General features: G+C 62.4%; 21 protein-coding genes. 8 read left to right on the forward strand and 13 right to left on the reverse strand.

From position 1 onward, the window contains the following. Positions 1–35 precede the first annotated feature (35 nt). From LU684_RS04220 to LU684_RS04245, 6 genes are all read left to right on the forward strand, one after another. Positions 36–1,223, forward strand: coding sequence for an ABC transporter substrate-binding protein (locus tag LU684_RS04220; RefSeq protein ID WP_016486178.1), 1,188 nt, complete (start codon positions 36–38; stop codon positions 1,221–1,223). A 30-nt stretch (positions 1,224–1,253) separates the two neighbouring features. Then, the gene (locus LU684_RS04225; RefSeq protein WP_016486177.1) at positions 1,254–2,243 is read left to right on the forward strand and encodes a YVTN family beta-propeller repeat protein; all 990 of its coding nucleotides are present in this window, start codon (positions 1,254–1,256) and stop codon (positions 2,241–2,243) included. Continuing rightward, the gene (locus LU684_RS04230; protein ID WP_023046935.1) at positions 2,240–2,980 is read left to right on the forward strand and encodes an ABC transporter ATP-binding protein; all 741 of its coding nucleotides are present in this window, start codon (positions 2,240–2,242) and stop codon (positions 2,978–2,980) included. The genes LU684_RS04225 and LU684_RS04230 overlap by 4 nt, the downstream gene beginning before the upstream one ends. Further along, the gene (locus LU684_RS04235) at positions 2,977–3,768 is read left to right on the forward strand and encodes an ABC transporter permease (protein WP_016486175.1); all 792 of its coding nucleotides are present in this window, start codon (positions 2,977–2,979) and stop codon (positions 3,766–3,768) included. The genes LU684_RS04230 and LU684_RS04235 overlap by 4 nt, the downstream gene beginning before the upstream one ends. Before the next feature lie 161 nt (positions 3,769–3,929). Then, a complete protein-coding gene (locus tag LU684_RS04240; RefSeq protein WP_016486174.1) occupies positions 3,930–4,478 on the forward strand; it encodes a PQQ-dependent catabolism-associated CXXCW motif protein in 549 nt (182 codons plus the stop codon). Positions 4,479–4,530: 52 nt separating this feature from the next. Further along, positions 4,531–5,196, forward strand: coding sequence for a response regulator transcription factor (locus tag LU684_RS04245; RefSeq protein WP_060516772.1), 666 nt, complete (start codon positions 4,531–4,533; stop codon positions 5,194–5,196). A gap of 61 nt (positions 5,197–5,257) precedes the next feature. On the opposite strand, the gene LU684_RS04250 is transcribed toward LU684_RS04245, so the two are convergent. From LU684_RS04250 to pstS, 9 genes are all read right to left on the reverse strand, one after another. After that, on the reverse strand, positions 5,258–7,156 hold the full coding sequence (locus LU684_RS04250) for a PAS domain-containing hybrid sensor histidine kinase/response regulator (RefSeq protein ID WP_145914343.1): 1,899 nt from the start codon (positions 7,154–7,156) through the stop codon (positions 5,258–5,260). Then, entirely contained in the window at positions 7,125–8,288 is a 1,164-nt protein-coding gene (gene nosP, locus LU684_RS04255) for a nitric oxide-sensing protein NosP (protein ID WP_016486171.1), read from the reverse strand. The genes LU684_RS04250 and nosP overlap by 32 nt, the downstream gene beginning before the upstream one ends. Before the next feature lie 140 nt (positions 8,289–8,428). Then, positions 8,429–9,616: a porin gene (locus LU684_RS04260; RefSeq protein ID WP_016486170.1), complete on the reverse strand. Its 1,188-nt coding sequence runs from the start codon at positions 9,614–9,616 to the stop codon at positions 8,429–8,431. A gap of 248 nt (positions 9,617–9,864) precedes the next feature. After that, positions 9,865–10,464, reverse strand: coding sequence for a hypothetical protein (locus LU684_RS04265; RefSeq protein WP_016486169.1), 600 nt, complete (start codon positions 10,462–10,464; stop codon positions 9,865–9,867). Next, on the reverse strand, positions 10,464–11,162 hold the full coding sequence (locus LU684_RS04270) for a hypothetical protein (RefSeq protein ID WP_016486168.1): 699 nt from the start codon (positions 11,160–11,162) through the stop codon (positions 10,464–10,466). The genes LU684_RS04265 and LU684_RS04270 overlap by 1 nt, the downstream gene beginning before the upstream one ends. 93 nt (positions 11,163–11,255) lie before the next feature. After that, on the reverse strand, positions 11,256–12,044 hold the full coding sequence (pstB, locus tag LU684_RS04275) for a phosphate ABC transporter ATP-binding protein PstB (RefSeq protein WP_016486167.1): 789 nt from the start codon (positions 12,042–12,044) through the stop codon (positions 11,256–11,258). 50 nt (positions 12,045–12,094) lie between these two features. Next, positions 12,095–12,988: a phosphate ABC transporter permease PstA gene (gene pstA / locus LU684_RS04280; RefSeq protein WP_016486166.1), complete on the reverse strand. Its 894-nt coding sequence runs from the start codon at positions 12,986–12,988 to the stop codon at positions 12,095–12,097. Continuing rightward, positions 12,985–13,953: a phosphate ABC transporter permease subunit PstC gene (pstC, locus tag LU684_RS04285; RefSeq protein WP_016486165.1), complete on the reverse strand. Its 969-nt coding sequence runs from the start codon at positions 13,951–13,953 to the stop codon at positions 12,985–12,987. The genes pstA and pstC overlap by 4 nt, the downstream gene beginning before the upstream one ends. A gap of 70 nt (positions 13,954–14,023) precedes the next feature. Continuing rightward, on the reverse strand, positions 14,024–15,055 hold the full coding sequence (gene pstS, locus LU684_RS04290; RefSeq protein ID WP_016486164.1) for a phosphate ABC transporter substrate-binding protein PstS: 1,032 nt from the start codon (positions 15,053–15,055) through the stop codon (positions 14,024–14,026). 188 nt (positions 15,056–15,243) lie between these two features. On the opposite strand from pstS, the gene LU684_RS04295 reads away from it, so the two are divergent. Beyond that, entirely contained in the window at positions 15,244–15,624 is a 381-nt protein-coding gene (locus LU684_RS04295; protein ID WP_016486163.1) for a hypothetical protein, read from the forward strand. A 75-nt stretch (positions 15,625–15,699) separates the two neighbouring features. Here LU684_RS04295 and LU684_RS04300 read toward each other — a convergent pair whose 3' ends face one another. Together LU684_RS04300 and LU684_RS04305 are read right to left on the reverse strand one after the other, a co-directional pair. Next, the gene (locus LU684_RS04300; protein WP_016486162.1) at positions 15,700–15,927 is read right to left on the reverse strand and encodes a hypothetical protein; all 228 of its coding nucleotides are present in this window, start codon (positions 15,925–15,927) and stop codon (positions 15,700–15,702) included. Between the two features lie 172 nt (positions 15,928–16,099). Further along, positions 16,100–16,414: a DUF2834 domain-containing protein gene (locus LU684_RS04305; protein WP_016486161.1), complete on the reverse strand. Its 315-nt coding sequence runs from the start codon at positions 16,412–16,414 to the stop codon at positions 16,100–16,102. Positions 16,415–16,521: 107 nt separating this feature from the next. On the opposite strand from LU684_RS04305, the gene LU684_RS04310 reads away from it, so the two are divergent. Further along, on the forward strand, positions 16,522–17,340 hold the full coding sequence (locus LU684_RS04310; protein ID WP_232894168.1) for a helix-turn-helix domain-containing protein: 819 nt from the start codon (positions 16,522–16,524) through the stop codon (positions 17,338–17,340). Here the strand turns inward: LU684_RS04310 and LU684_RS04315 are convergent. Together LU684_RS04315 and LU684_RS04320 are read right to left on the reverse strand one after the other, a co-directional pair. Then, on the reverse strand, positions 17,330–18,115 hold the full coding sequence (locus tag LU684_RS04315; protein ID WP_232894169.1) for a 2-keto-4-pentenoate hydratase: 786 nt from the start codon (positions 18,113–18,115) through the stop codon (positions 17,330–17,332). The two genes, LU684_RS04310 and LU684_RS04315, sit on opposite strands and share 11 nt — an antisense overlap. A 270-nt stretch (positions 18,116–18,385) precedes the next feature. Further along, positions 18,386–19,729 (reverse strand): MFS transporter, encoded by a 1,344-nt coding sequence (locus tag LU684_RS04320; RefSeq protein ID WP_016486158.1) that lies wholly within the window; start codon positions 19,727–19,729, stop codon positions 18,386–18,388. Positions 19,730–19,754: the final 25 nt, after the last annotated feature.

The raw sequence follows: 19,754 nt of genomic DNA on the forward strand, positions 1-19,754 counted from the left end.
TTCCTATGCTGGCGCCATCTGCCGTGGAGTGTGTTATGCGCCAGCCTGCCCACCTTGCCCTGACCTGCCTGCTGGCCCTGGCCGCGACCTTGGCTGCGCCCCTGGCGCCCGCCGCTCAGCCCACAGACGCGCTAAACGTACGCATCGGCTACCTGGGCTATCGCCCCGATCCCGGCCCGCTGCTGTCCAACATCATTCCTGAGCCTGCCGATGCCGGGCGCCAGGGCGCCGAGCTGGCGGTTGTCGACAGCAACAGCACCGGGCGCTTCCTGAAGCAGCAATTCCAGCTGACCCCCGCCACAGTCGACAGCCCCGAGGCCTTGTTGCAGGCAGCCAGGGCGCAGCACGACCAAGGCCTGCGGCTGTTCGTGGTGAATGCCCCGGCCGCCAGCCTGCGCGCGTTGTCTGCCGCCCTCCCCGACAGCCTGTTGTTCAACGCCGGCAGCCCCGACGACGGCCTGCGCAGCAGCCAGTGCCTGGGCAATGTGCTGCACAGCTTGCCGGGGCGCGCCATGCTGGCCGATGCGCTGGTGCAATTCCTGGTGCTGCGCAAGTGGCAGCGGGCGCTGCTGGTGGCCGGCCAGACCGAAGACGACCAGGCCTACGCCGCAGCCCTGCGCCGCTCAATGAAACGCTTTGGCCTGCAACTGGTCGCGGAAAAGACCTGGACTTTCGACAACGACCAGCGCCGCAGCGCCCAGGCCGACATGCCGCTGTTCACCCAAACCGCCGAATACGACGTTGTACTGGTGGCCGACGAGCGCGGCGACTTTGGCGAGTACCTGCCCTACCAGACCTGGTACCCCCGTCCCGTGGCCGGCACCCAGGGCCTCACCCCCACCGGCTGGCACAAGACCGTGGAAACCTTTGGCGCCGCGCAGCTGCAAAAACGCTTCGAAGCCCAGGCCGGGCGCTGGATGAATGACCGTGACTTTGCTGCCTGGATGGCCGTGCGCAGCATTGCCAGCGCGGCCAGCAAGCTGCGCCAGGCCGAACCCCGCGCGCTACAACAACTGCTGCTCAGCGAACAGTTGCCACTGGATGGTTTCAAGGGCCGCAAGCTCAGCTACCGCCCGTGGAACGGCGAACTGCGCCAGCCAATCGCGCTGGTGCAGCCGCGCGCCCTGGTCAGCACGTCGCCGCAGGAGGGCTTCCTGCACCCTTTCAACGAAATGGACAGCCTGGGCTACGACAAACCCGAAGTGACCTGCAGCTACCCCTGACCCGATAACCACAACAATAAGGAATTCGCCATGCGCCGCCCCCTCTTCCACCGGGCCCTGCTTTACCCCAGCCTGCTGTCGGGCGCCCTGGCGCTGGCCAGCGGGCACGCCATGGCCGCCACTGCCTGGGTGTCCAACGAGAAGGACAACAGCCTCAGCCTGATCGACATGCAAACCCTTGAAGTCACCGAGACCCTGCCGGTGGGCCAGCGCCCGCGCGGCCTGCTGCTGTCACACGACAACAAGCTGCTGTACATCTGCGCCAGCGACTCGGACCGGGTACAGGTGATGGACGTGGCCACCCGCAAGATCATCAAGGAGCTGCCCTCCGGCAAGGACCCCGAGCAGTTTGCCCTGCACCCCAACGACCGCTGGCTGTATGTGTCCAACGAGGACGACGCACTGGTGACGGTGATCGACACCGTCACCGACAAGGTGCTGGGGCAGATCGACGTCGGTATCGAACCCGAAGGCATGGCGGTGAGCCCCGACGGCAAGTGGGCAGTCAATACCAGTGAGACCACCAACATGCTGCACTGGATCGACACCAGCACCCAGACCTTGGCCGACAGCACCCTGGTCGATCAGCGGCCGCGTTTCGTCGAGTTCAACAAGGACGGTTCGCGGTTGTGGGCCTCGGCGGAAATTGGTGGCACGGTGACCATCCTCGACGTGGCCACGCGCCAGGTGCTGAAAACCCTGAATTTCCAGATCAAGGGTGTTCACCCGGACAAGGTGCAACCGGTGGGCATCAAGCTCAGCGCCGACGGCAAGTACGCGTTCGTCGCGCTGGGGCCGGCCAACCATGTGGCGGTGGTCGATGCCACGACCTTTGATGTGCTCGACTACCTGCTGGTCGGGCGGCGGGTCTGGCAGCTGGCGTTCACCCCGGACCAGAGCCAGTTGCTGGCCACCAACGGCGTCAGTGGCGACGTTTCGGTGATCGACGCGAAGAACCTCAAGGTACTCAAGTCGGTGAAGGTCGGGCGCTACCCCTGGGGCGTGGTGGTAACACCATGAATGCCCTCGACGTCATTGATGTGAGCTTCGCCTACGGCCAGCGCGAAGCGCTCAAACAGGTGGCTTTCAGCCTGGCGCCCGGGCGCTTCGCCGCGCTGCTGGGCCCCAATGGCGCCGGCAAGTCCACCTTGATCGCCCTGCTTACCCGGCTGTACGACCTGCAACACGGCGACATCCGCGTGTGCGGCTGCTCGCTGCGCAACGCTGCACGCCCGGCTTTGCGTCAGCTGGGCGTGGTGTTTCAGCAAAGCACCCTGGACCTGGACCTGAGCGTTGAACAGAACCTGCGCTACCACGCCGCGCTGCATGGCCTGTCGCGGCGCCAGAGCAACCTGCGGGTCGAAGCCGAACTGGCCCGCCAGGGGCTTGGCGAACGCCGTCGCGATCGTGTGCGCGAGCTGAACATCGGCCATCGCCGCCGGGTGGAAATTGCCCGCGCACTGCTGCATGAACCCCGCGTGCTGCTGCTCGACGAAGCCAGCGTCGGCCTCGATCCGGCCAGCCGCCTGGCGCTCAACCAGCACCTGCGCCGGTTATGCCGCGAGCAACAGCTCAGTGTGCTGTGGACCACCCACCTGCTGGACGAAGTGCAGCCCACCGATGACCTGCTGATTCTGCATCACGGGCGCCTGGTAGCCCGTGGTACCGCCGATGCGCTGAGCCTGGAGCACGGCGGCGACCTCGACAACGCCTTTGCCCGCCTGACCAGCGCCCACTCAGGAGCCGACGCCCGATGAACGCTTACTGGCAATGTTTCAACGGCATCATGTTGCGCGAATGGCTGCGCTTCGTGTTGCAGCGCACGCGCTTGCTCAGTGCCCTGGTGCGCCCGCTGCTGTGGTTACTGGTGTTCGCCGCCGGGTTTCGCGCGGCGCTGGGCATTGCCATCATCGAGCCTTACGACACCTATATTCCTTACGAGGTGTACATCATTCCGGGACTGGCCTGCATGATTCTGCTGTTCAACGGCATGCAGGGCTCGCTGTCGATGGTCTATGACCGGGAGATGGGCAGCATGCGCGTGTTACTGACCAGCCCATTGCCGCGGCCGTTCCTGCTGGGCAGCAAGCTGTTGGCGACCTCGTTGATTTCCCTGCTGCAAGTGTATGCCTTTCTCGCCATCGCCTGGCTCTACGGCGTGCAGCCACCTGCCGCGGGCTTGCTGCTGGCGCTGCCGGCATTGCTGCTGGTGGCGTTCATGCTCAGCGCCCTGGGCCTGTTGCTGTCGAACGCGATCCGCCAGCTGGAGAACTTTGCCGGGGTGATGAATTTCGTGATCTTTCCGCTGTTTTTCCTGTCGTCGGCGTTGTACCCGCTGTGGAAGATGCGCGAGGCCAGCCAGTGGTTGTACTGGCTGTGTGCTGTTAACCCGTTTACCCATGCCGTGGAACTGGTGAGGTTTGCGCTTTATGAGCGGTTGAACCTGCTGGCGCTGGCGGTGTGCCTGGGGTTGACCGCCTTGTTTACCCTGCTGGCGGTACTCACCTTCAACCCCCAGCATGCGGCGCTGCGCAAGCCCCGCTGAGCTTCTGTTGCTTGCTCTGTGCAGGAGCGTCAGGGCTGAAGTGGCACCTCTCTTTTTAACCGCAAGCTACTACTTTAGTACTGCCTTTGCTGTCTAATCGTCGCATTCACAAAGCACCGCCACTGGCATGTAATGGGCCTATAACAAAAAGGAAAATCCCCATGCCACGTGCCCTGCGCCCCTTGCTGGCTGCCCTTTCACTGTGTCTGTCATTGGGTATTGCCCAGGCCGACACCACCCCACTGTTCTCCGCCGAAGGCTATCGCACCACGCTCTACCGCAGCCCCACCCCGCAACAGGTCGAAGGTGGCCAGGTCATCGACACCGCCACGCTGCAACGCCTGCTAGGCCAGGCCCCCAGGCCGGTGCTGGTGGACGTCTATCGCCGCCAATGGCTGCAAGGCCGCTTCATCGAAGACGAGCCGCACAGCAACCTCCCCGGCAGCCTGTGGTTGGCCAACACCGGCGACGGTGAACTGAGCCCGGCCTGGCAGGACTACTTCATGCGTAACCTGCAAAAAGCCACCGCCGGGCAGCCAGAGCAACCGCTGGTCTTCTACTGCCGCTCCGATTGCTGGTTAAGCTGGAACGCGGTAAAACGCGCCAAGGCCCTGGGCTATAACAACCTGTACTGGTACCGCGACGGCCTGGACGCCTGGCAACAGGCCAACTTGCCGCTGCAGCCGGCGCAACCCGTGCCCTTTCCCTGAATCACTTGCCTGCGAACGCGTGCCCATCCAATAAAAACAAGGTGAAAAGGCCATGTACAAAATTCTGATTGCCGACGATCACCCGCTGTTTCGCGAAGCCATCCACAACGTCATCAGCGATGGTTTTGAAGGCAGCGAGGTCATGGAGACGGCCGACCTGGACAGCGCCCTGGCATTGACCCAGGCGCACGACGACCTCGACCTGATCCTGCTCGACCTGAACATGCCCGGCATGCACGGCCTCAACGGCCTGATCACCCTGCGCAACGAGGCGCCGACCACGCCGGTCGTGATCGTTTCAGCCGAGCAGGAAAAGCAGATCGTGCTGCAGGCCATCACCTACGGTGCCGTGGGTTTCATCACCAAGTCTTCGCCGCGCTCGCAGATGATCGAAGCGATCGAGCAGATCCTCAATGGCAATGTCTACCTGCCACCCGACATCATCCGCGCGCAAAAAAGCAGTACCAGCCGGCGCCACAACGATACCCCGAGCTTCCCGCCGGAAATGCTCCAGGCCCTGACCCGCAAGCAGCTGCTGGTGCTCGAGCGCATGACCAAGGGCGAATCGAACAAGCAGATCGCCTACACGCTGGATATCGCCGAAACCACGGTCAAGGCGCACGTCTCGGCGATCTTGCGCAAGTTGAACGTGCATAATCGGGTGCAGGCGATCCTGAGTGCCGGCGATATCGATTTTGCCGATTACTTGAGGCGTTGACCTGTAACGGCCTCTTCGCGGGTGAACCCGCTCCCACAGAAGCCTGCGAAAAGGCCAGCGGCTATGTCAGGCTGCTGGCCAATAAGTGGCTCATCGCCGTCTTGAGCTTCATCGGCCGCACCGGTTTATGCATCAGGGTGTGCCCCAGCTCGCGGATCTGCTGCTTGAGGTCGTTGCTGTAGTTGGCGGTGATCATCAGCGCCGGTAGCGGCTGGGCGCGGCGGGCGTTGATCCGCGCCACGGCGTCGACACCGTTGCAGTCGTTGTCCAGGTGATAGTCGGCGATCAGCAGGTCGGCCTCGGCGTGGTAATTGTCCACCTGCCGCGCCAGGTCTTCCTCCGACAGCGCAGTGACCACCTGGCAGCCCCAGCCCTCCAGCAAGGTGCGCATGCCTGCGCAGATCGCCGCATCGTTATCCAGCACCCACACCCGCGCCCCACCCAGGCGGTCAAGCATCGGCTCGCAGATCACCTGGCTTGGCTGGGGCTTGGGCGCGGTGGCGCTCAGCGGCACTTCGACGGCGAACACCGAGCCCTTGCCGAGCCATGAGCGCACCCGGATCCGGTGGCCGAGGATGCCGGCGATCTTATCCACGATCGCCAGGCCTAGGCCTAAGCCACGGTCCTGGTCCGGCCGCTGGACGTCGCCGCGCTTGAACTCCTGGAACATGTCTTCCAGGTGTTCTTCGGCAATGCCGATACCGCTGTCCCACACTTCGATCCGCAGGCCGCCACGTTGGCGCCGACAGCCCAGCACCACGCGCCCGCTGCGGGTGTAGCGGATGGCATTGCTGAGCAGGTTGCGCAGGATCCGCGCCAGCAGCTGGGTGTCACTGCGCACCACCGCCGAACAACCTACAAAATGCAGTTCAAGCCCTTCGCTGCGCGCCACTTGGGCGTATTCGGCGGCAAGGTTGTCCATCAGCTCGCTGAGGGCGAACGGGGCCACATCGGCCTTGATCACCCCGGCATCGAGCTTGGAAATGTCCACCAGGGTGCCTAGCAGGTTTTCTACATCTTCCAGCGAGTTGCTGACATTTCGAACCAGGTGGGCACTGTCTTGCAGCTCGCGGCGCTCGAGCAACGCGCTGGTGAACAGCCGCGCCGCGTTCAGCGGTTGCAGCAGGTCGTGGCTGACCGCAGCGAGGAATTTGGTTTTCGACAGGTTGGCCTGCTCGGCCTCGCGCTTGGCCTCCCGCAGGCGCGACTCGGCCCGGCTGCGCTCCTCGATCTCACGCAGTAGCTGGTCGTTGAGGCTGGTCAGTTCCGCGGTGCGTTCGCGCACACGTTGCTCCAGGTGCTGATAGGCCTGGTGCAGCGCCTGAGCGGTATTGCGGCGCTCGGTAATGTCGCGGATCAACACGAAAATGCCCACCACCTCGCCATTGGCCAGGCGGTTCGGTACGTAGGAGCGCAGCATGTAGCGCTCCTGGCCATTGATGTTGGTTTCGGCAAATTCGAAGGTGACGCTTTCACCCGCCAGCGCCCGCGCCACGTAGGCTTCCAGCCGCTGGTAATGCTGCTCGCTGTGGGCTTCTCGCAGGCTCTGGCCGAGCATCACGCCGTGCGGCCAGCAATACCATTCTTCATAAACCTTGTTGGTGAATTCGTAGACCAGATCGGCATTCAGGTAAGCGATCAGCGCCGGGACATTGTCGGTGATCAGGCGAATCTGGTGCTGGTGGGCGGTCTCGGCCCGCTGTCGGGCCTCGCTGAGCAGGCGGTTGACGGCCTTGAGCTCAGCCATGGCCTGGTTCAGGGCGTCAGTGCGTTCACGTACCTGCTCGGCCAGCACCACCGAATGCTGGAACGCCGCATAGGGGTCGTTACCCCGCGTTACCCCCGACTCGATGCGTTCAATCAACGCGCCGTTGATTCGCTGCAACTTGTGGTTTTCGTGCTGCAGCCGGATGACCTCGGCCTGCAGATCAGCGCCCGACAGGAGGCCGGTTGCGGGCAATGGCGACCCCGGTGAAGGTCTGGTTGATATGCATGCCATTGAACTGTTCTCCGTAGGTGTTGAAGCCGATCACCCGCTGCTCGCGCAAGAACGCACCGACCGGCTCCAGGCCGTGCCGGTCTTCCAGCTCCAGGCGCCGCAGAAAGCAATCGCAACCGATGGTCAGCAGCGGCGGGCCAAGGCGCTGCTGCAAGCCGTCGAACAGCTGGTGCAGGTTCGGCAACAGCGGGCCTGGAGTCATGGCGGTAAGCACGATGCCGTTTTCCACCGCGCAGTAGAAACTCAGGCTCAGGTCCGGGTGCACCTGCTGGATCGCCCGCACGTAATACTGATCATGAATGCGCACGGCCAGCGGATGGGCAGCGAATACCCGGTAGTCGAGCGCTGCCACCGGCACGCCGATGTGGCGGGCGTACTCCTCCGCAGCAGGCTCGGCATTCAGCTCGAAGACGCGACGCTGGCCGCTGTCGGCGCCGGTTACCACCAGTTTTTCCTCACGTGGGAGGATGTGGTGCGTGGTGAACACTTCGAAATCCAGCCACGTGTTGACCAGCACCACCACAGCGGCACCGTTGTGGAACACGCCACCGAAGTACACATGGGTGCGGGTCAGGTAGTTGTCGTCGCCTGCCGAACCACCAAAATGCGGGATGTCCCCCAAGGCTGCGCTGAGGGCGGCCAGCACCATCTCCTCCCGGCTGGACAGGCCGTCGAGCAGGGTCAGGGCAAAGCTGTGGCCCTTGATCGGTGCCAGGGTGTTGCTGCGACAGGTGCCGACCAGGCGCTCGACCATCTGCTGCGCGTCGATCAGGCTGAAGTGCTCCATTTCATCGATCAATTCGGTGGCAATCGAAAAGTGCCGGTGATCGAAGCCCACCGCCGTCACGCAATTGCGGCCGTAGCCCAGCGGGGTGATTTCGCCAGCGCTGGTGCAGCCGACCAGGCGGATGCCGCCGAAATCCTGCTCCAATGCTTCGCCCAGGGCCTGCAAGTCGTATTCGGCGGAACAGAAGAACAGCACGAAACCCAGGTGCGGGTGCAGCAACTGGCGCGCCAGGTCCTGGGCGGCCTGCCGTGCGTCGTTAGCCTGGGACATGGCGCGGACCACACCGTCGTTTTGAGCCTGCTGCATCGTGGTCTCCGGCGCGGGGTGGCTGAGGGGTCAGTGTACGAAGGTGAGCAAGGGGGACGAATGCTACTTGGGTAGCGGGTGGGCGGTTCCATGGGCGTAATAGCCCGCATCATTTGGGGCCGCCTTGCGGCCCCAGGGATTCACCAGGTCAACACCGCACCCACCGCAAAGGTATCGGTGTCTTCGTTCTGCGCACGGGTGTCATGCCCGTCGATGGAAAACTGGTTGTACTCAGCCACCAGCTTCAGGTTGTCGTTCACATCATGGAACAGCGCCACGCCGCGGGTTTCATAGTCTGCCCCGCTGCCCACCGCGCCATTGCCATCGTCCTTGGTCTTGCCATAGGACAGCGCCACGCGGTTCTTGCCGAACGTGTACGAGCCCTGCAGCAGGTAGCCGTCACTGTCGACATTGCGCAACACCGGTTCGCCAGCGTTGTTGGTGAAGAACGGGTTGATACCCTTTGCCTGGAACCCCGAGCCGGTCAGCGACCAGCCCCCCATCTTGGCCTGCACGCCATAGCCGACACCTTTGGAGGTGACGGACTTCACCGTCGAATCGGTATTGTCCGAGGTCTGGTAGCTGCCGTTGACCCAGCTGTAGATCTGCGCCCCGCCCAGGTCGAACTGGTAGGTGATCTCGCTTTCGGTGCGCGGGTTTTCCTGGTAGGCCTTGCCGGTCGGGCTGCTGTCGTTGGTGTCTACCGGGTCCATGATGCCCACTGCTACTCGCAGGCCGTCCATCACCGGGGTGCGGTAGGTGATCTGCGAGGTGGGGAACGGGTACGGGTAACCACTGCCGATGTTGCCGAACGACACCCCGCCGCCGTCCACCAGCCCCAGCGTGTCGCTGACCTGGCCATACCCTGCCAGCAGCTCGTCCAGCAGGATGTTGGAGCGGGCAAACAGCCCGAAGTCCTTGCCGATCAACACCTCGCCCCACGCGGGGTTGGCCACGGTGCCGTAGAACTGCCGCACGTCGATGGCGGTGTCGGTGCCGTTGGTTTCACTGTCGTTGATGGTTACCCAGAACGAGGCACGCGCGCCGAGCTTCAGGTCATCCACCTGCTTGCCCATGTTGAAGCCCAGGTAGTTAGGCAAGAAGCCCATTTTCACCCGCGACTGGCGGCGGTCGAACTGTTCGCCCTCACGGTCGACCTTGCTGTTGACGTAGAAGGCATTGATGTAACCGTCGGTGGAAAACGTTGTCTGGTCCTTGTCGTACAGCATGATCTCGGCCTCGGCGACGCCGCTCAGGCCCAGGGCAGAAAAGCTGGCGATGGCGGCTGCTAGGAAACGAGGCGGCAGGTGCTTATTGTTGTTGTGCATGGCGCGCTCCAAACGGGGACAGGATGTCGGAGGCGATTATCGGAAGTGGCCAAATGGCCAGATACGCTGCTTTCGGGCGAGCGGGTAGCGGCCTTGGGCTGGCGAATGCGGCGTGATGATTTGGTCGCGGTACCAGGTCTGGCCAGGAGGCAAGACTTAGGGTGTACGCATGAATAGCAGGCGGGTATCAGTACATCTGTACGAACTGGGGCCGCCCTGCGGCCCCGTTGTTGCGCTGACCACTGCCCTCAGGAAGCAAGCGCCTGCGAGCGCTGGCGCTCGGGCATCTCATAGCGGTGCGGTTGCTGCCAGGCCAGCCGTGCTTGCACGTCGACCGCCGCGTCCATCACCTTCTGGGCCCAGTTTTCGTCTTTCGGGCACACCACCACTACGCGAAAACCATGGTCGACGCCCTCAAGCCGCACGCCTTCGGAATCATCGACATGCAGATCGATATCGAACGCCGATGGCAACTTCGAAGGCGAATGCTCAAGGCCGTTCTGGGCCAGGATATGCTGGTGCCGGTCACTGTTGACCACACCATCGACATGGATGCCATAAAGCATCAGCCAGCGCCGGATGTAGGCCGGGGTGCGCCCCGACGAGGTATAGATCCAGATGCTGCAGCCCTGGCGGCGCAGGTCGCGGATCAGCGAGCGGGTGCCACTGCGCAGGGGCTCGCCCAACCAGCGATGGACGAAATTCGGCAGCTTGCTGTCTTCGGCGGCAGCGTGTTCGGGCAGGCAGGCGAGCGTGTCGTCGATATCGAACGAAATGCGTACCTGGCCACGCTTGAGCTTGCGTTCAAGGGCTTGGCGCCCGCGTGCGAACATGGAGTAACGTTGCATCAGCGGCGCCCCTCACAGACAGGCACAGGCGTGCCGCTCAGGAAGAACTTGCCGGGCTCAGGCGCCTTCTCTTCGAGGAAAGCGGCGTACTTTTTCTTGATCTTGGGGAGTTCGTACAAAGCCTTGACACCGTGTTTAGCGGAGTTGCGTATGACCGAGGACGGGTTGAAGTAACCCTCGGCGTTGTCCAGCGACAGCACGAAAGGCGGCAAGCCGGCACGCATCAGCAGGTAGCTGACAATGAGCGAACCTGTGCGGTTGTTGCCTTCGATGAACAACTGCGGCTTGCTGAGGATTCGTACATAAACACCGGCTGCCCGCTTCCAGATCGAATCGCTGCGGTACGAGCAGTACCAGTTGTACAAGTCCTTGATGCCACCTTCGACGTTGTTGAAAAAGTGCGCCTCGGTTGCGGCGAGGTGCGGGGCATATTCCAGGCGACGGGCCGGGTCGCTGCCGCACAGCACAGTGGCGTTGATTTCCAGCATCAGGTTCAGCTGCTGCAGGTCGAACAGGTCGATACCGCGAGCGACATAGTCGTCAATCAGTGCATAGCCTTCAAGTACGTTCAGCAGCACCTCGTCGGTAAACGGATCCCGCGGTTCGGTGAAATGCCGGCTGAGTTCGGCAAAGCGGCCTTGCACCTCGCGCAGTGCGCGCTCTACCGCTGAAAGATCAAGACGACGCGTTGCTCGCATTGGAAATCCCGGGTAACACTTTAACGGAAGGTAACGCGGCCGGTTGCTGCAACTTCCCTGGCTGCAACACCCGGCCACCTTGGCGTGCCTGACTCAGCTGAACTTGCCGCTGATGTAGTCGCTGGTCAGTTGCTCGCGTGGGTTCTGGAAAATCTGCGCCGTAGGGCCCATCTCGACCAGGTAACCGGTGCGGCTGCCCTGGGAAATATCGACCGAGAAGAACGCCGTGGTGTCCGCCACACGAATCGCCTGCTGCATGTTGTGGGTGACCAGGGCGATGGTGTAGTCCTTCTTCAGCTCGACCATCAGCTCTTCCACGCGACGGGTGGCAATCGGGTCGAGTGCCGAGCAGGGTTCGTCCAGCAGCAGCACTTCCGGTTCGGTGGCAATGGCCCGGGCAATGCATAGACGCTGCTGCTGGCCGCCGGACAGCGACAGGCCGCTGACCTTGAGCTTGTCCTTCACTTCGTCCCACAGCGCGGCGCCTTGCAAGGCGTGCTTCACGCGGTCACCCAGGTCGCCCTTGTAGCGGTTCAGGCGCAGGCCGAAGGCGACGTTGTCGAAGATGCTCATCGAGAACGGGTTGGGCTGCTGGAATACCATGCCGATGTAGCGGCGCACGACCACCGGGTCAACACCCTTGCCGTAGACATCCTGGCCCAGGAAGTGCACATGGCCTTCAAACCGGAAGCCCTTCACCAGGTCGTTCATGCGGTTGAGGCTACGCAGCACGGTACTCTTGCCGCAGCCCGACGGCCCGATGAAGCCGGTGATCTCGTTCTTCCTGATCGGCACATGGCTGTCACGCACGGCCATGAAGTTGCCGTAGAAAATCTTGTCCAGCTTGCAGTCCATGACGATCGGGGTGGCTTCATTGACCATGGGAGCGGCTCTTTGCGCAGTGGATACGTTCAAGTTGGATGCTCCCTTTCTCAATACTTGGGCTTGCCGAAGACTCGGCTCAGAATGTTGATGACCAGCACGATCATGACCAGCACCAGCGAGGCCGCCCAGGCGAGCTCGAGCTGGTTGTCGAATGGCATGCCGGAGAAGTTGTAAATCAGTACGGCGAGCGAAGCCGTAGGGTTCATGACCGCCAGGCTGCCGTCATGGTAGATCCAGTAGTTGCTGAACAATGCGGTGAACAGCAATGGCGCGGTTTCGCCAGCGGCGCGGGCCACGGCCAGCATGACGCCGGTGAGGATGGCCGGCAGGCCGGTGGGCAGGACGATTTTCCAGATCACCTGGGCACGGGTGCAGCCCATGCCGTAAGCGGCGTCTTTCATGATCTTGGGCACCATCTTCATCGACTCTTCAGCAGTCAGCACCACGATCGGCAGCATCAGTACTGCCAAGGCCACACCGCCAGCCGGCGCCGAGTAGGTTCCGGTGGTCATCACCACCAGGGCGTAGGCAAACACCCCGGCCAGGATCGACGGCAGGCCGGTGAGCATCTTGGCGGCAAAGCGCGCGGCGTTGGCCAGCTTGCTGTCGGGGCCGAGTTCGGCCAGGAACACTGCTGCCAGGATACCGACCGGTACCGCGATGGCGGCGGCAATGCCGACCATGACGAAGGTACCGGCCATGGCGTTACCAAAACCGCCACCCATCTCGAAGCCGGTCGGCGGCAGCTCGGTGAACACTTCCAGACTCAGGCGTGCACCGCCGCGGGTGATCAGCATGTACAGCACGGAAATCAGCGGCACGCTGGCCACCAGCGCCGCGAGCCATGCCAGGGTGGTCAAAAGCACGCTGCGCAGGGCACGGCCTTCCAGCTTGCGTTGCAGGCTGGGCAATGCGGCTACAGGGGTCGTCAAGTCAGTCATTGTTTGTTACCACGCTGGGCGTAGAGCATGATCATCGAGCCGAGCACGTTCACCAGCAGAGTGATGAACATCAGGACCAGTGCCGCGTACATCAGCACTTCGACCTCGTTCGGGCCGGCTTCCGGGAAGTTCAGCGCCAGCAGCGCCGCCAGGGTGTTGGCCGGGGCGAACAAGGAAAGGGAAATGGTGTTGGCGTTGCCGACCAGCATGGCCAGTGCCATGGTTTCACCGAGCGCGCGGCCCAGGCCCAGTACCAGCGAACCAAAGATGCCAGTAGCAGCCGATGGCACCATCACCTTGAGGATGGCTTCCCAGTGGGTAGTGCCCATGCCGTAGGCAGCCTGCTTGGTTTTCATCGGTACGCTGGTCAGCGCATCCTGGGAAACGGCAGCGATGGTCGGCAGGATCATGATCGCCAGTACCAGCGCAGCAGGCAGCAGGCCGGGCCCGCTCAGGGAGGTGCCGAAAAACGGGATCCAGCCCAGCTCGCTGTTCAACCAGGCGGTCAGCGGGCGAATCGCCGGGATGACGACGTAGATGCCCCACAGGCCGTAGACCACGCTGGGGATGGCGGCGAGCAGTTCGACGATGGTGCGGAACACTGCGGCGAGCTTGGCCGGAAGGAAATCCTGGGTGAGGAAAATGGCCATGCTGACGCCGAAGAAACCGGCGATCAACAGGGCAATGAAGGCACTGTAAAGCGTGCCCCAGATCGCTGGCAGAATACCGTACTTGCCTTGGTTGACGTCCCAGACGCTGCCGAACAGCACGTCAAAGCCATGCTTTTCGATGCCGGGCAGTGCCTTGCGGCCCACTTCGTAGACCAGCGCGAAGACCAGCGCCAGTACCAGCACCACACCAATGCGTGCAAGCGCACGGAAGGTGCGATCGACCAGGAAGTCTTTCGCAGACGGTGGCTGGCACGCGGAATCGGGGTTATCCGGTATGGCAAAGGGTGTGTTCATGGGCAAGTTCCGGGACTAGGGACAAACACCCCCGGCATGGCTTCATGCCGATACCGGGAGCGCCTGGGTATTACTGGATGTTGGCAGACGCTTTACGCACCTGGTCGACAACCGACGCAGGCAGCGGGATGTAACCCATCGAGTCGGCGATGGTCTGGCCTTTGGTCAGGCTGTACTCGACCATTTCACGCATGGCCTTGGCTTTTGCCGGGTTGCCGTTGTCTTTGCGGAAGATCATCCAGGTGTAGGAAGTGATCGGGTAGGACTTGGCACCGTCCGGGTCAGGCAGCCAGGCCACCAGGTTTTCCGGCATGTTTACCGCAGCCAGTGCTTCGGCACCGCTCTCTGCGTTTGGCACGACGTATTGGCCAGCTTTGTTCTGCAACACGGCGAAGTCGACCTTGGCCAGCTTGGCGAAGCCGTATTCGATGTAGCCGATGGCGCCCGGGGTCTGGCGGACGGTGGCGGTTACGCCATCGTTCTTCGGCGATTTGATGAACTTGTCGGTGGCCGGCCAGTTGACGGTGTTGCCCTCACCCAGCCCTTGCTTGAAGTCAGCGTTGATGGCCGACAGGTGCTTGGTGAAGACCGCAGTGGTACCGCTGGAGTCGGCACGCACGACCACAGTGATCGGGGTAGCTGGCAGTTTCAGCTCAGGGTTGGCCGCGGCGATTTGCGGGTCGTTCCACTGGGTGATCTTGCCCAGGAAGATGTTGGAGTACACCTCGCGCGGCAGCTTCAGCCCTTTAGGGTTGCCCGGCAGGTTGTAGGCCAGGACGATTTCACCGGCGGTCATTGGCAGCAACTGCACGCCTTCGCCAACCTTGGCAATGTCTGCTTCGCTCATGGCCGAGTCGCTGGCGGCGAAGTCGACGGTCTTGTTCAGGAAGTCCTGAACGCCCGCCCCGCTGCCCTTGGACTGGTAGTCAACGGTGACGCCAGCAGTGTTCTTGCTGAAGTCCTTGAACCAGGTCAGGTAGATCGGTGCAGGGAAGCTGGCGCCGGAACCTGTCAGGCGAACGTTTTCTGCAGCAAAGGCTGCCGAAGTGGCGCAAAGGGAGACCGCAACGGCGAGTGCAGCAGACTTCATCAGGCGTTTCATCAAAAAGTGCTCCTTGTGATGGCCGGCACACTTTGCATCAGCTGTGTTACAGCTTTGTGACTGTTGAGTGGCAAGCCGCACGGTAGAGCTTTTTGCCTGTGCCATGACGCACCGCTCGTCCATGGTCCGGCACTCTCGATGGACGCCTGGCCTCAACCGTGCAGGCAAATCCAGCAGGAGTGAACACCATGCCACGCGGTGACAAGGACAAATACACAGACCAACAGAAGCGCAAGGCCGAGCATATAGAGGAGAGTTACGAAGACAGGGGATTGTCGAAAGCAGAGGCCGAAGCCCGTGCCTGGGCCACCGTCAACAAACAGTCCGGAGGTGGCGACAAGAAGGGTGGCTCGGGGAGCCACACGGCTGCCAGCGAGAAGAAGACAGCCCGCTCCGACTCAGCCAAACGCGCGGCCAAGTCACGTCAGGGTCATTCGCGCAGTTCGGGTGTTTCTCTGGAAAGCCAGAGCAAGCAAAGCCTGATGAAGGAAGCGCGCAGCAAAGACATAAAGGGCCGCTCCACCATGACCAAGGCAGAGTTGGTAGAAGCGCTGCGCAAACAAGGTTGAGGGCTCGATGGCTGGCACCGGCTGCGCCGGTGCCATCATTAAAGCTATCCCGTCCCTTATCTGGGCTTCACCGAATCAGCCAATACCGACAATACCCGCTTCATCGCCTTCCTGGCTGCGGTTGCGGCACGCACACTCGAACTCGGCTTGGGCCCGTGTGACAAAGTTGAGGCTCAAGCGCATCTTTTCCTGGGTGTCGTAAAGGTCATAACCCTCTCCCAGGGCGGCGGGAAAGCCAAGACGCCGAGGGTAAACCTCTCGCTTTACTGGCACTGCGGGCACCACAACGAAGCGCGTCTGCATGATCGTCCCTCTTCGGCAGTGCTTAAGTATTAGTAGCCTTATGTCAAAGCATCAAGATGACTCATGCAATATTTTGGTTCATTTACCTATGCTCGCGGTAATGAGTGCGCAGAAACCCAACAGGCAGACAGCCCCGATGGCATCCACAGCGCATAAACACTCAAGGCATTGCTCATGGCTGACGCACCCCGGCAACGCCTCTGTTGACGAGATACAACAGCGGCCCCGCCGAAACGAACACAGCCGTCAGCAACAGGTAGGGCAGCAACGATATCCCCTTCCCGCCCCGCATACGGTTGTCCCTCACCATCCAGACGCAGGCCAGCCCCGCCATCAGATACAGGTCAATGACCACCTGAGCAGTGTCTGGCCGCGACAGCAGCGTTAGCCCGAACGCCAGCAGCGACTGCTCGGCAATCTGCATCGTCCAGCCGGTATACAGCGAAAACAGCACCAGCAACGCCAGCGCGCAGATACGCAAGCCCATCGTCCTTTCCTCTGTAGGGTTTGCCGGCAGAGTAGTGATAGGGTTGCCTGCGCTCAATGACCTGTGAGGTCATGGACGCTGCAATCAAGGACGATAAGGATCAAGGCATGAGTCATCATCTGTTCCATCGCAAAAGCCCTGCGCCGGATACTTCGGCAGGCCAGCATCTGCGTCACTTGCGCCAGCAGGCCGGGCTCAGCCAGCTGGCGCTTTCGCTATTGGCTGGCGTATCGCAGCGCCACCTGAGCTGCCTGGAAACCGGGCGCGCCAAGGCCAGCCCTGGCACCTTGCATGCCCTGCTTTCGGCCCTTGGCGCGCCACTGGAGCACTGCAACGAAGTGTTCATTGCCGCCGGGTACGCGCCCCGCTACGCGGCCTCGCCGCTCGACGCGCCTGAACTGGCATTGGTGCATGCCGCCATCGAACACATCCTGCAGGCGAACAACCCTGCACCTGCAATCGTCATCGACAGCAACTGGCAGGTCATCGCTGCCAATGCCAGTACCGGCCTGCTGTTGGCGATGGTGGGTGTTGCGGCGCAGGCGGCGCCTGGCCTTAACCTTCTGGATACACTGCTGCGCCCTGGCGGCCTGGGCGATCATCTGGCCAATGCGCAGGAAATTCGTGCCGTTGCCTGGCAACGTGCATCCAGGGAGACAGTGGGCAACCCGACGCTGGCAGAACACTTGCGCAATCTTCCAACCCCGGCCAACCCAGAGCAGGCGGCAGGTATCGCGCCCGTGTTGCTGACCCGCGTGAGCACCCCCTATGGCGAGCTCAGGTTCCTGTCGACCTTCACCACCTTCGGCATGCCGCTGGATATCACCGTGGAATCACTGCGGATCGAGCACCTGATCCCCGCCGACCCACAAACCCGGCAGAGGATGCAGGCGGCGTTTGATCAATGGTCGGCGGTTACAGCGTGAACGACAGCGCCTGGCCAAGGAACCTGGCGCTAACCTGATGGCCTGTTTGATTCAGGTCGAACGGCTGGCACATGGCCCCCGTGGTCACCACATCACCTGCCTTCAATGTCTGGCCGCGTTCGGCAGCATGGGCATACAGGTGGGCCAGCGACACCAGCGGGTCGGTCGCAGCATCGCCAGACAAGCCGCGGGCGCGTAACTCGCCATCTACGTACACCTCGGTGGTCTCGGCCAGGTCTGCAAGCAAGGGTACGTTGATGCCTGCCCCAAGGCTGTTGCCCACGACCAACGCTTCAAAGCCCACGTTGTCCGCCACGAAGCTTGGCCAGCCGACGCGCTTGCGGTCGACGAAGCGTGAGCGCACCACCTCGAAAGTGACGCAGGTTGCGCGAATATCCTCGCTGGCCGGCAGGCGTCCCGCTTGCGGGGGGATATCGCGGTCAAGCACGAAGGCGATCTCGCATTCGATGGTCACAGGGGTCACGGCCGGCAGTTCGATGTGCACGCCATCCGCGTGGCAGCGCTTTGCTTCCAGTTGGCCAATCAGCGGCCGGGACAGGTTGGCCGCACGCATGCCTGCGGGGCTGCCGACACCCAGCTTACACCCGGCACGCTGACCAGCGGCGGCGGCGAAGAACTGATCCTGGCTGTCATAGCCTTGTTTCAAGGTTTCGGGCCTGAGGCTGGCAGGCAGTTCCGTCAGCAATTCACCGCTGCGCCAGTGCTGCAGCAACAGGGCCGCGGTACGTTGGGGTACGAAAAGCGAACTGTTCATCAAGACCTCATGGAAATGGGCGATGCCGGGCAACCGATGCTAGGGCCTGGAATTGATAAGGATAAATATATTGTCATGATGCCTGGCATCACAAACCGTTATGAAACGACTTCTGGAAGCTGATGCGATCCTTGTGGGAGCGGCCTTGTGTCGCGATTGGGCCGCAACGCGGCCCCACCGGTCTCGACGGTCCTGCAAGGATCCTGGGGCCGCTCTTCGGCCCAATCGCGACACAAGGCCGCTCCCACAGGGATCGCACAGGCCTGACGATCACTGGTCAGCAGAAACCGGCTGCTTCAGCAGCAATACATAAGCCATCGCTGCCACCGCCGCCACCGCAGCACTGATCAGGAACGCCGAGGCAAACGACCCGGTCTGCTGGATGCTGAACCCGGTCACGATCGGTGCCACCGAGCCTGCCAGGTAGCCACCAAAGTTCTGGATCGAGCCAAACGAGGCCACGCGCTGGCTATCGACCACAGTGTTGGCAATCATCCAGGCAGTCGAGCTGGCCATATTCACGCTGAACAGCGCGCAGCACAGCAGCGCCACGCTGAGCATGAAGCCGCTGCCGAACGACAGGGGAACGGTGAATGCCGCCGCCGCGAACAACGCCGTCACCACTACCCGCTTGCGGCTACCCAACACGCTGGCGCCGTTCTTCACCAGGCGGTCGCAGATACGGCCCGCGACAATGGTGCCCAACGCGCCGAATACATAGGCCAGCGATACCACCCAGGCCGTCTGGTACAAGCTCAAGCCATGCTCACGTTCGAAGTAGCCCGGCAGCCAGGTAAGGTGCAGCCACAGCATGTAGATCACCCCCATGAAGCCCAGTACGGCGCCCCAGGTGCTCTTGTGGCGAAACAGCTCGGTCCAGGCCGCCAGTTGTGCCCGCAGGCTCGGCCTGGCGCTTGCCACCGGCTGTTTATGGGCCTGTGTCGCCAGCAGCCGCTCACGTTCCTCTGCAGGCAGCTCGGCCAGGTAACGCGCCTTGCTCTTGTAGAAGGCAAACCAGCAGGCGGCGACCAGGATGCCGAACACCCCGGTGACAATAAACATGCCGCGCCAGCCCCAGGTGATCATCAGCAGGGTCAGCAACGGTGGCGCCAGGCATGGCCCGATGCAGGTCGATGACAGCACGATGCCCGTCGGTGTGCCGCGCTTTTCGGCCTCGAACCACTCCGCCAGGGCTTTCGCGGCCGACGGGAACATCGGTGCTTCGCCAATCCCCAGCACCACCCTCAGGCCGATGAATGCGGAAAAACTGTTGATCAGGCCGGAGGCCGTCTGCGCCACTGACCAGCCCAGCAGTGCCGCCCCCAGCGAGATCTTGCTGCCCAGGCGGTCGATGATCATGCCCAGCGGCAGCTGCGAGAAGGCATACGCCAGGGAAAACGCTGACAGCAAAATGCCCATCTGCGACGGCGTGATGCCCATGTCGCGCTGGATAGACGTATTGGCGATCGACAGCGCACTGCGGTCGACGTAGTTGATGATGCCGATCACCAGCAACAGGCTGACGGTGATGACCTGGTACTTTTTGAACGGGTTCGGGCTGGCGACCGCTTCCCCCGAGGGGGCAAGCTCGGCTTGCGCATACTTGGTATTCATGGGCGTTCACTTTTGTTGTTATTGA

Origin of the sequence: Pseudomonas sp. NMI542_15 (assembly GCF_021283425.1) — a bacterium.
GTDB classification, from domain to species: domain Bacteria; phylum Pseudomonadota; class Gammaproteobacteria; order Pseudomonadales; family Pseudomonadaceae; genus Aquipseudomonas; species Aquipseudomonas fortuita.

Excerpts from the sequence above, each read along its gene's own strand:
- LU684_RS04220 (WP_016486178.1), top strand. The coding sequence starts at position 36 with ATGCGCCAGCCTGCCCACCTTGCCCTGACCTGCCTGCTGGCCCTGGCC.
- LU684_RS04225 (WP_016486177.1), top strand. The coding sequence starts at position 1,254 with ATGCGCCGCCCCCTCTTCCACCGGGCCCTGCTTTACCCCAGCCTGCTG.
- LU684_RS04230 (WP_023046935.1), top strand. The coding sequence starts at position 2,240 with ATGAATGCCCTCGACGTCATTGATGTGAGCTTCGCCTACGGCCAGCGC.
- LU684_RS04235 (WP_016486175.1), top strand. The coding sequence starts at position 2,977 with ATGAACGCTTACTGGCAATGTTTCAACGGCATCATGTTGCGCGAATGG.
- LU684_RS04240 (WP_016486174.1), top strand. The coding sequence starts at position 3,930 with ATGCCACGTGCCCTGCGCCCCTTGCTGGCTGCCCTTTCACTGTGTCTG.
- LU684_RS04245 (WP_060516772.1), top strand. The coding sequence starts at position 4,531 with ATGTACAAAATTCTGATTGCCGACGATCACCCGCTGTTTCGCGAAGCC.
- nosP (WP_016486171.1), bottom strand. The coding sequence starts at position 8,288 with ATGCAGCAGGCTCAAAACGACGGTGTGGTCCGCGCCATGTCCCAGGCT.
- LU684_RS04260 (WP_016486170.1), bottom strand. The coding sequence starts at position 9,616 with ATGCACAACAACAATAAGCACCTGCCGCCTCGTTTCCTAGCAGCCGCC.
- LU684_RS04265 (WP_016486169.1), bottom strand. The coding sequence starts at position 10,464 with ATGCAACGTTACTCCATGTTCGCACGCGGGCGCCAAGCCCTTGAACGC.
- LU684_RS04270 (WP_016486168.1), bottom strand. The coding sequence starts at position 11,162 with ATGCGAGCAACGCGTCGTCTTGATCTTTCAGCGGTAGAGCGCGCACTG.
- pstB (WP_016486167.1), bottom strand. The coding sequence starts at position 12,044 with ATGGTCAATGAAGCCACCCCGATCGTCATGGACTGCAAGCTGGACAAG.
- pstA (WP_016486166.1), bottom strand. The coding sequence starts at position 12,988 with ATGACTGACTTGACGACCCCTGTAGCCGCATTGCCCAGCCTGCAACGC.
- pstC (WP_016486165.1), bottom strand. The coding sequence starts at position 13,953 with ATGAACACACCCTTTGCCATACCGGATAACCCCGATTCCGCGTGCCAG.
- pstS (WP_016486164.1), bottom strand. The coding sequence starts at position 15,055 with ATGAAACGCCTGATGAAGTCTGCTGCACTCGCCGTTGCGGTCTCCCTT.
- LU684_RS04295 (WP_016486163.1), top strand. The coding sequence starts at position 15,244 with ATGCCACGCGGTGACAAGGACAAATACACAGACCAACAGAAGCGCAAG.
- LU684_RS04300 (WP_016486162.1), bottom strand. The coding sequence starts at position 15,927 with ATGCAGACGCGCTTCGTTGTGGTGCCCGCAGTGCCAGTAAAGCGAGAG.
- LU684_RS04305 (WP_016486161.1), bottom strand. The coding sequence starts at position 16,414 with ATGGGCTTGCGTATCTGCGCGCTGGCGTTGCTGGTGCTGTTTTCGCTG.
- LU684_RS04310 (WP_232894168.1), top strand. The coding sequence starts at position 16,522 with ATGAGTCATCATCTGTTCCATCGCAAAAGCCCTGCGCCGGATACTTCG.
- LU684_RS04315 (WP_232894169.1), bottom strand. The coding sequence starts at position 18,115 with ATGAACAGTTCGCTTTTCGTACCCCAACGTACCGCGGCCCTGTTGCTG.
- LU684_RS04320 (WP_016486158.1), bottom strand. The coding sequence starts at position 19,729 with ATGAATACCAAGTATGCGCAAGCCGAGCTTGCCCCCTCGGGGGAAGCG.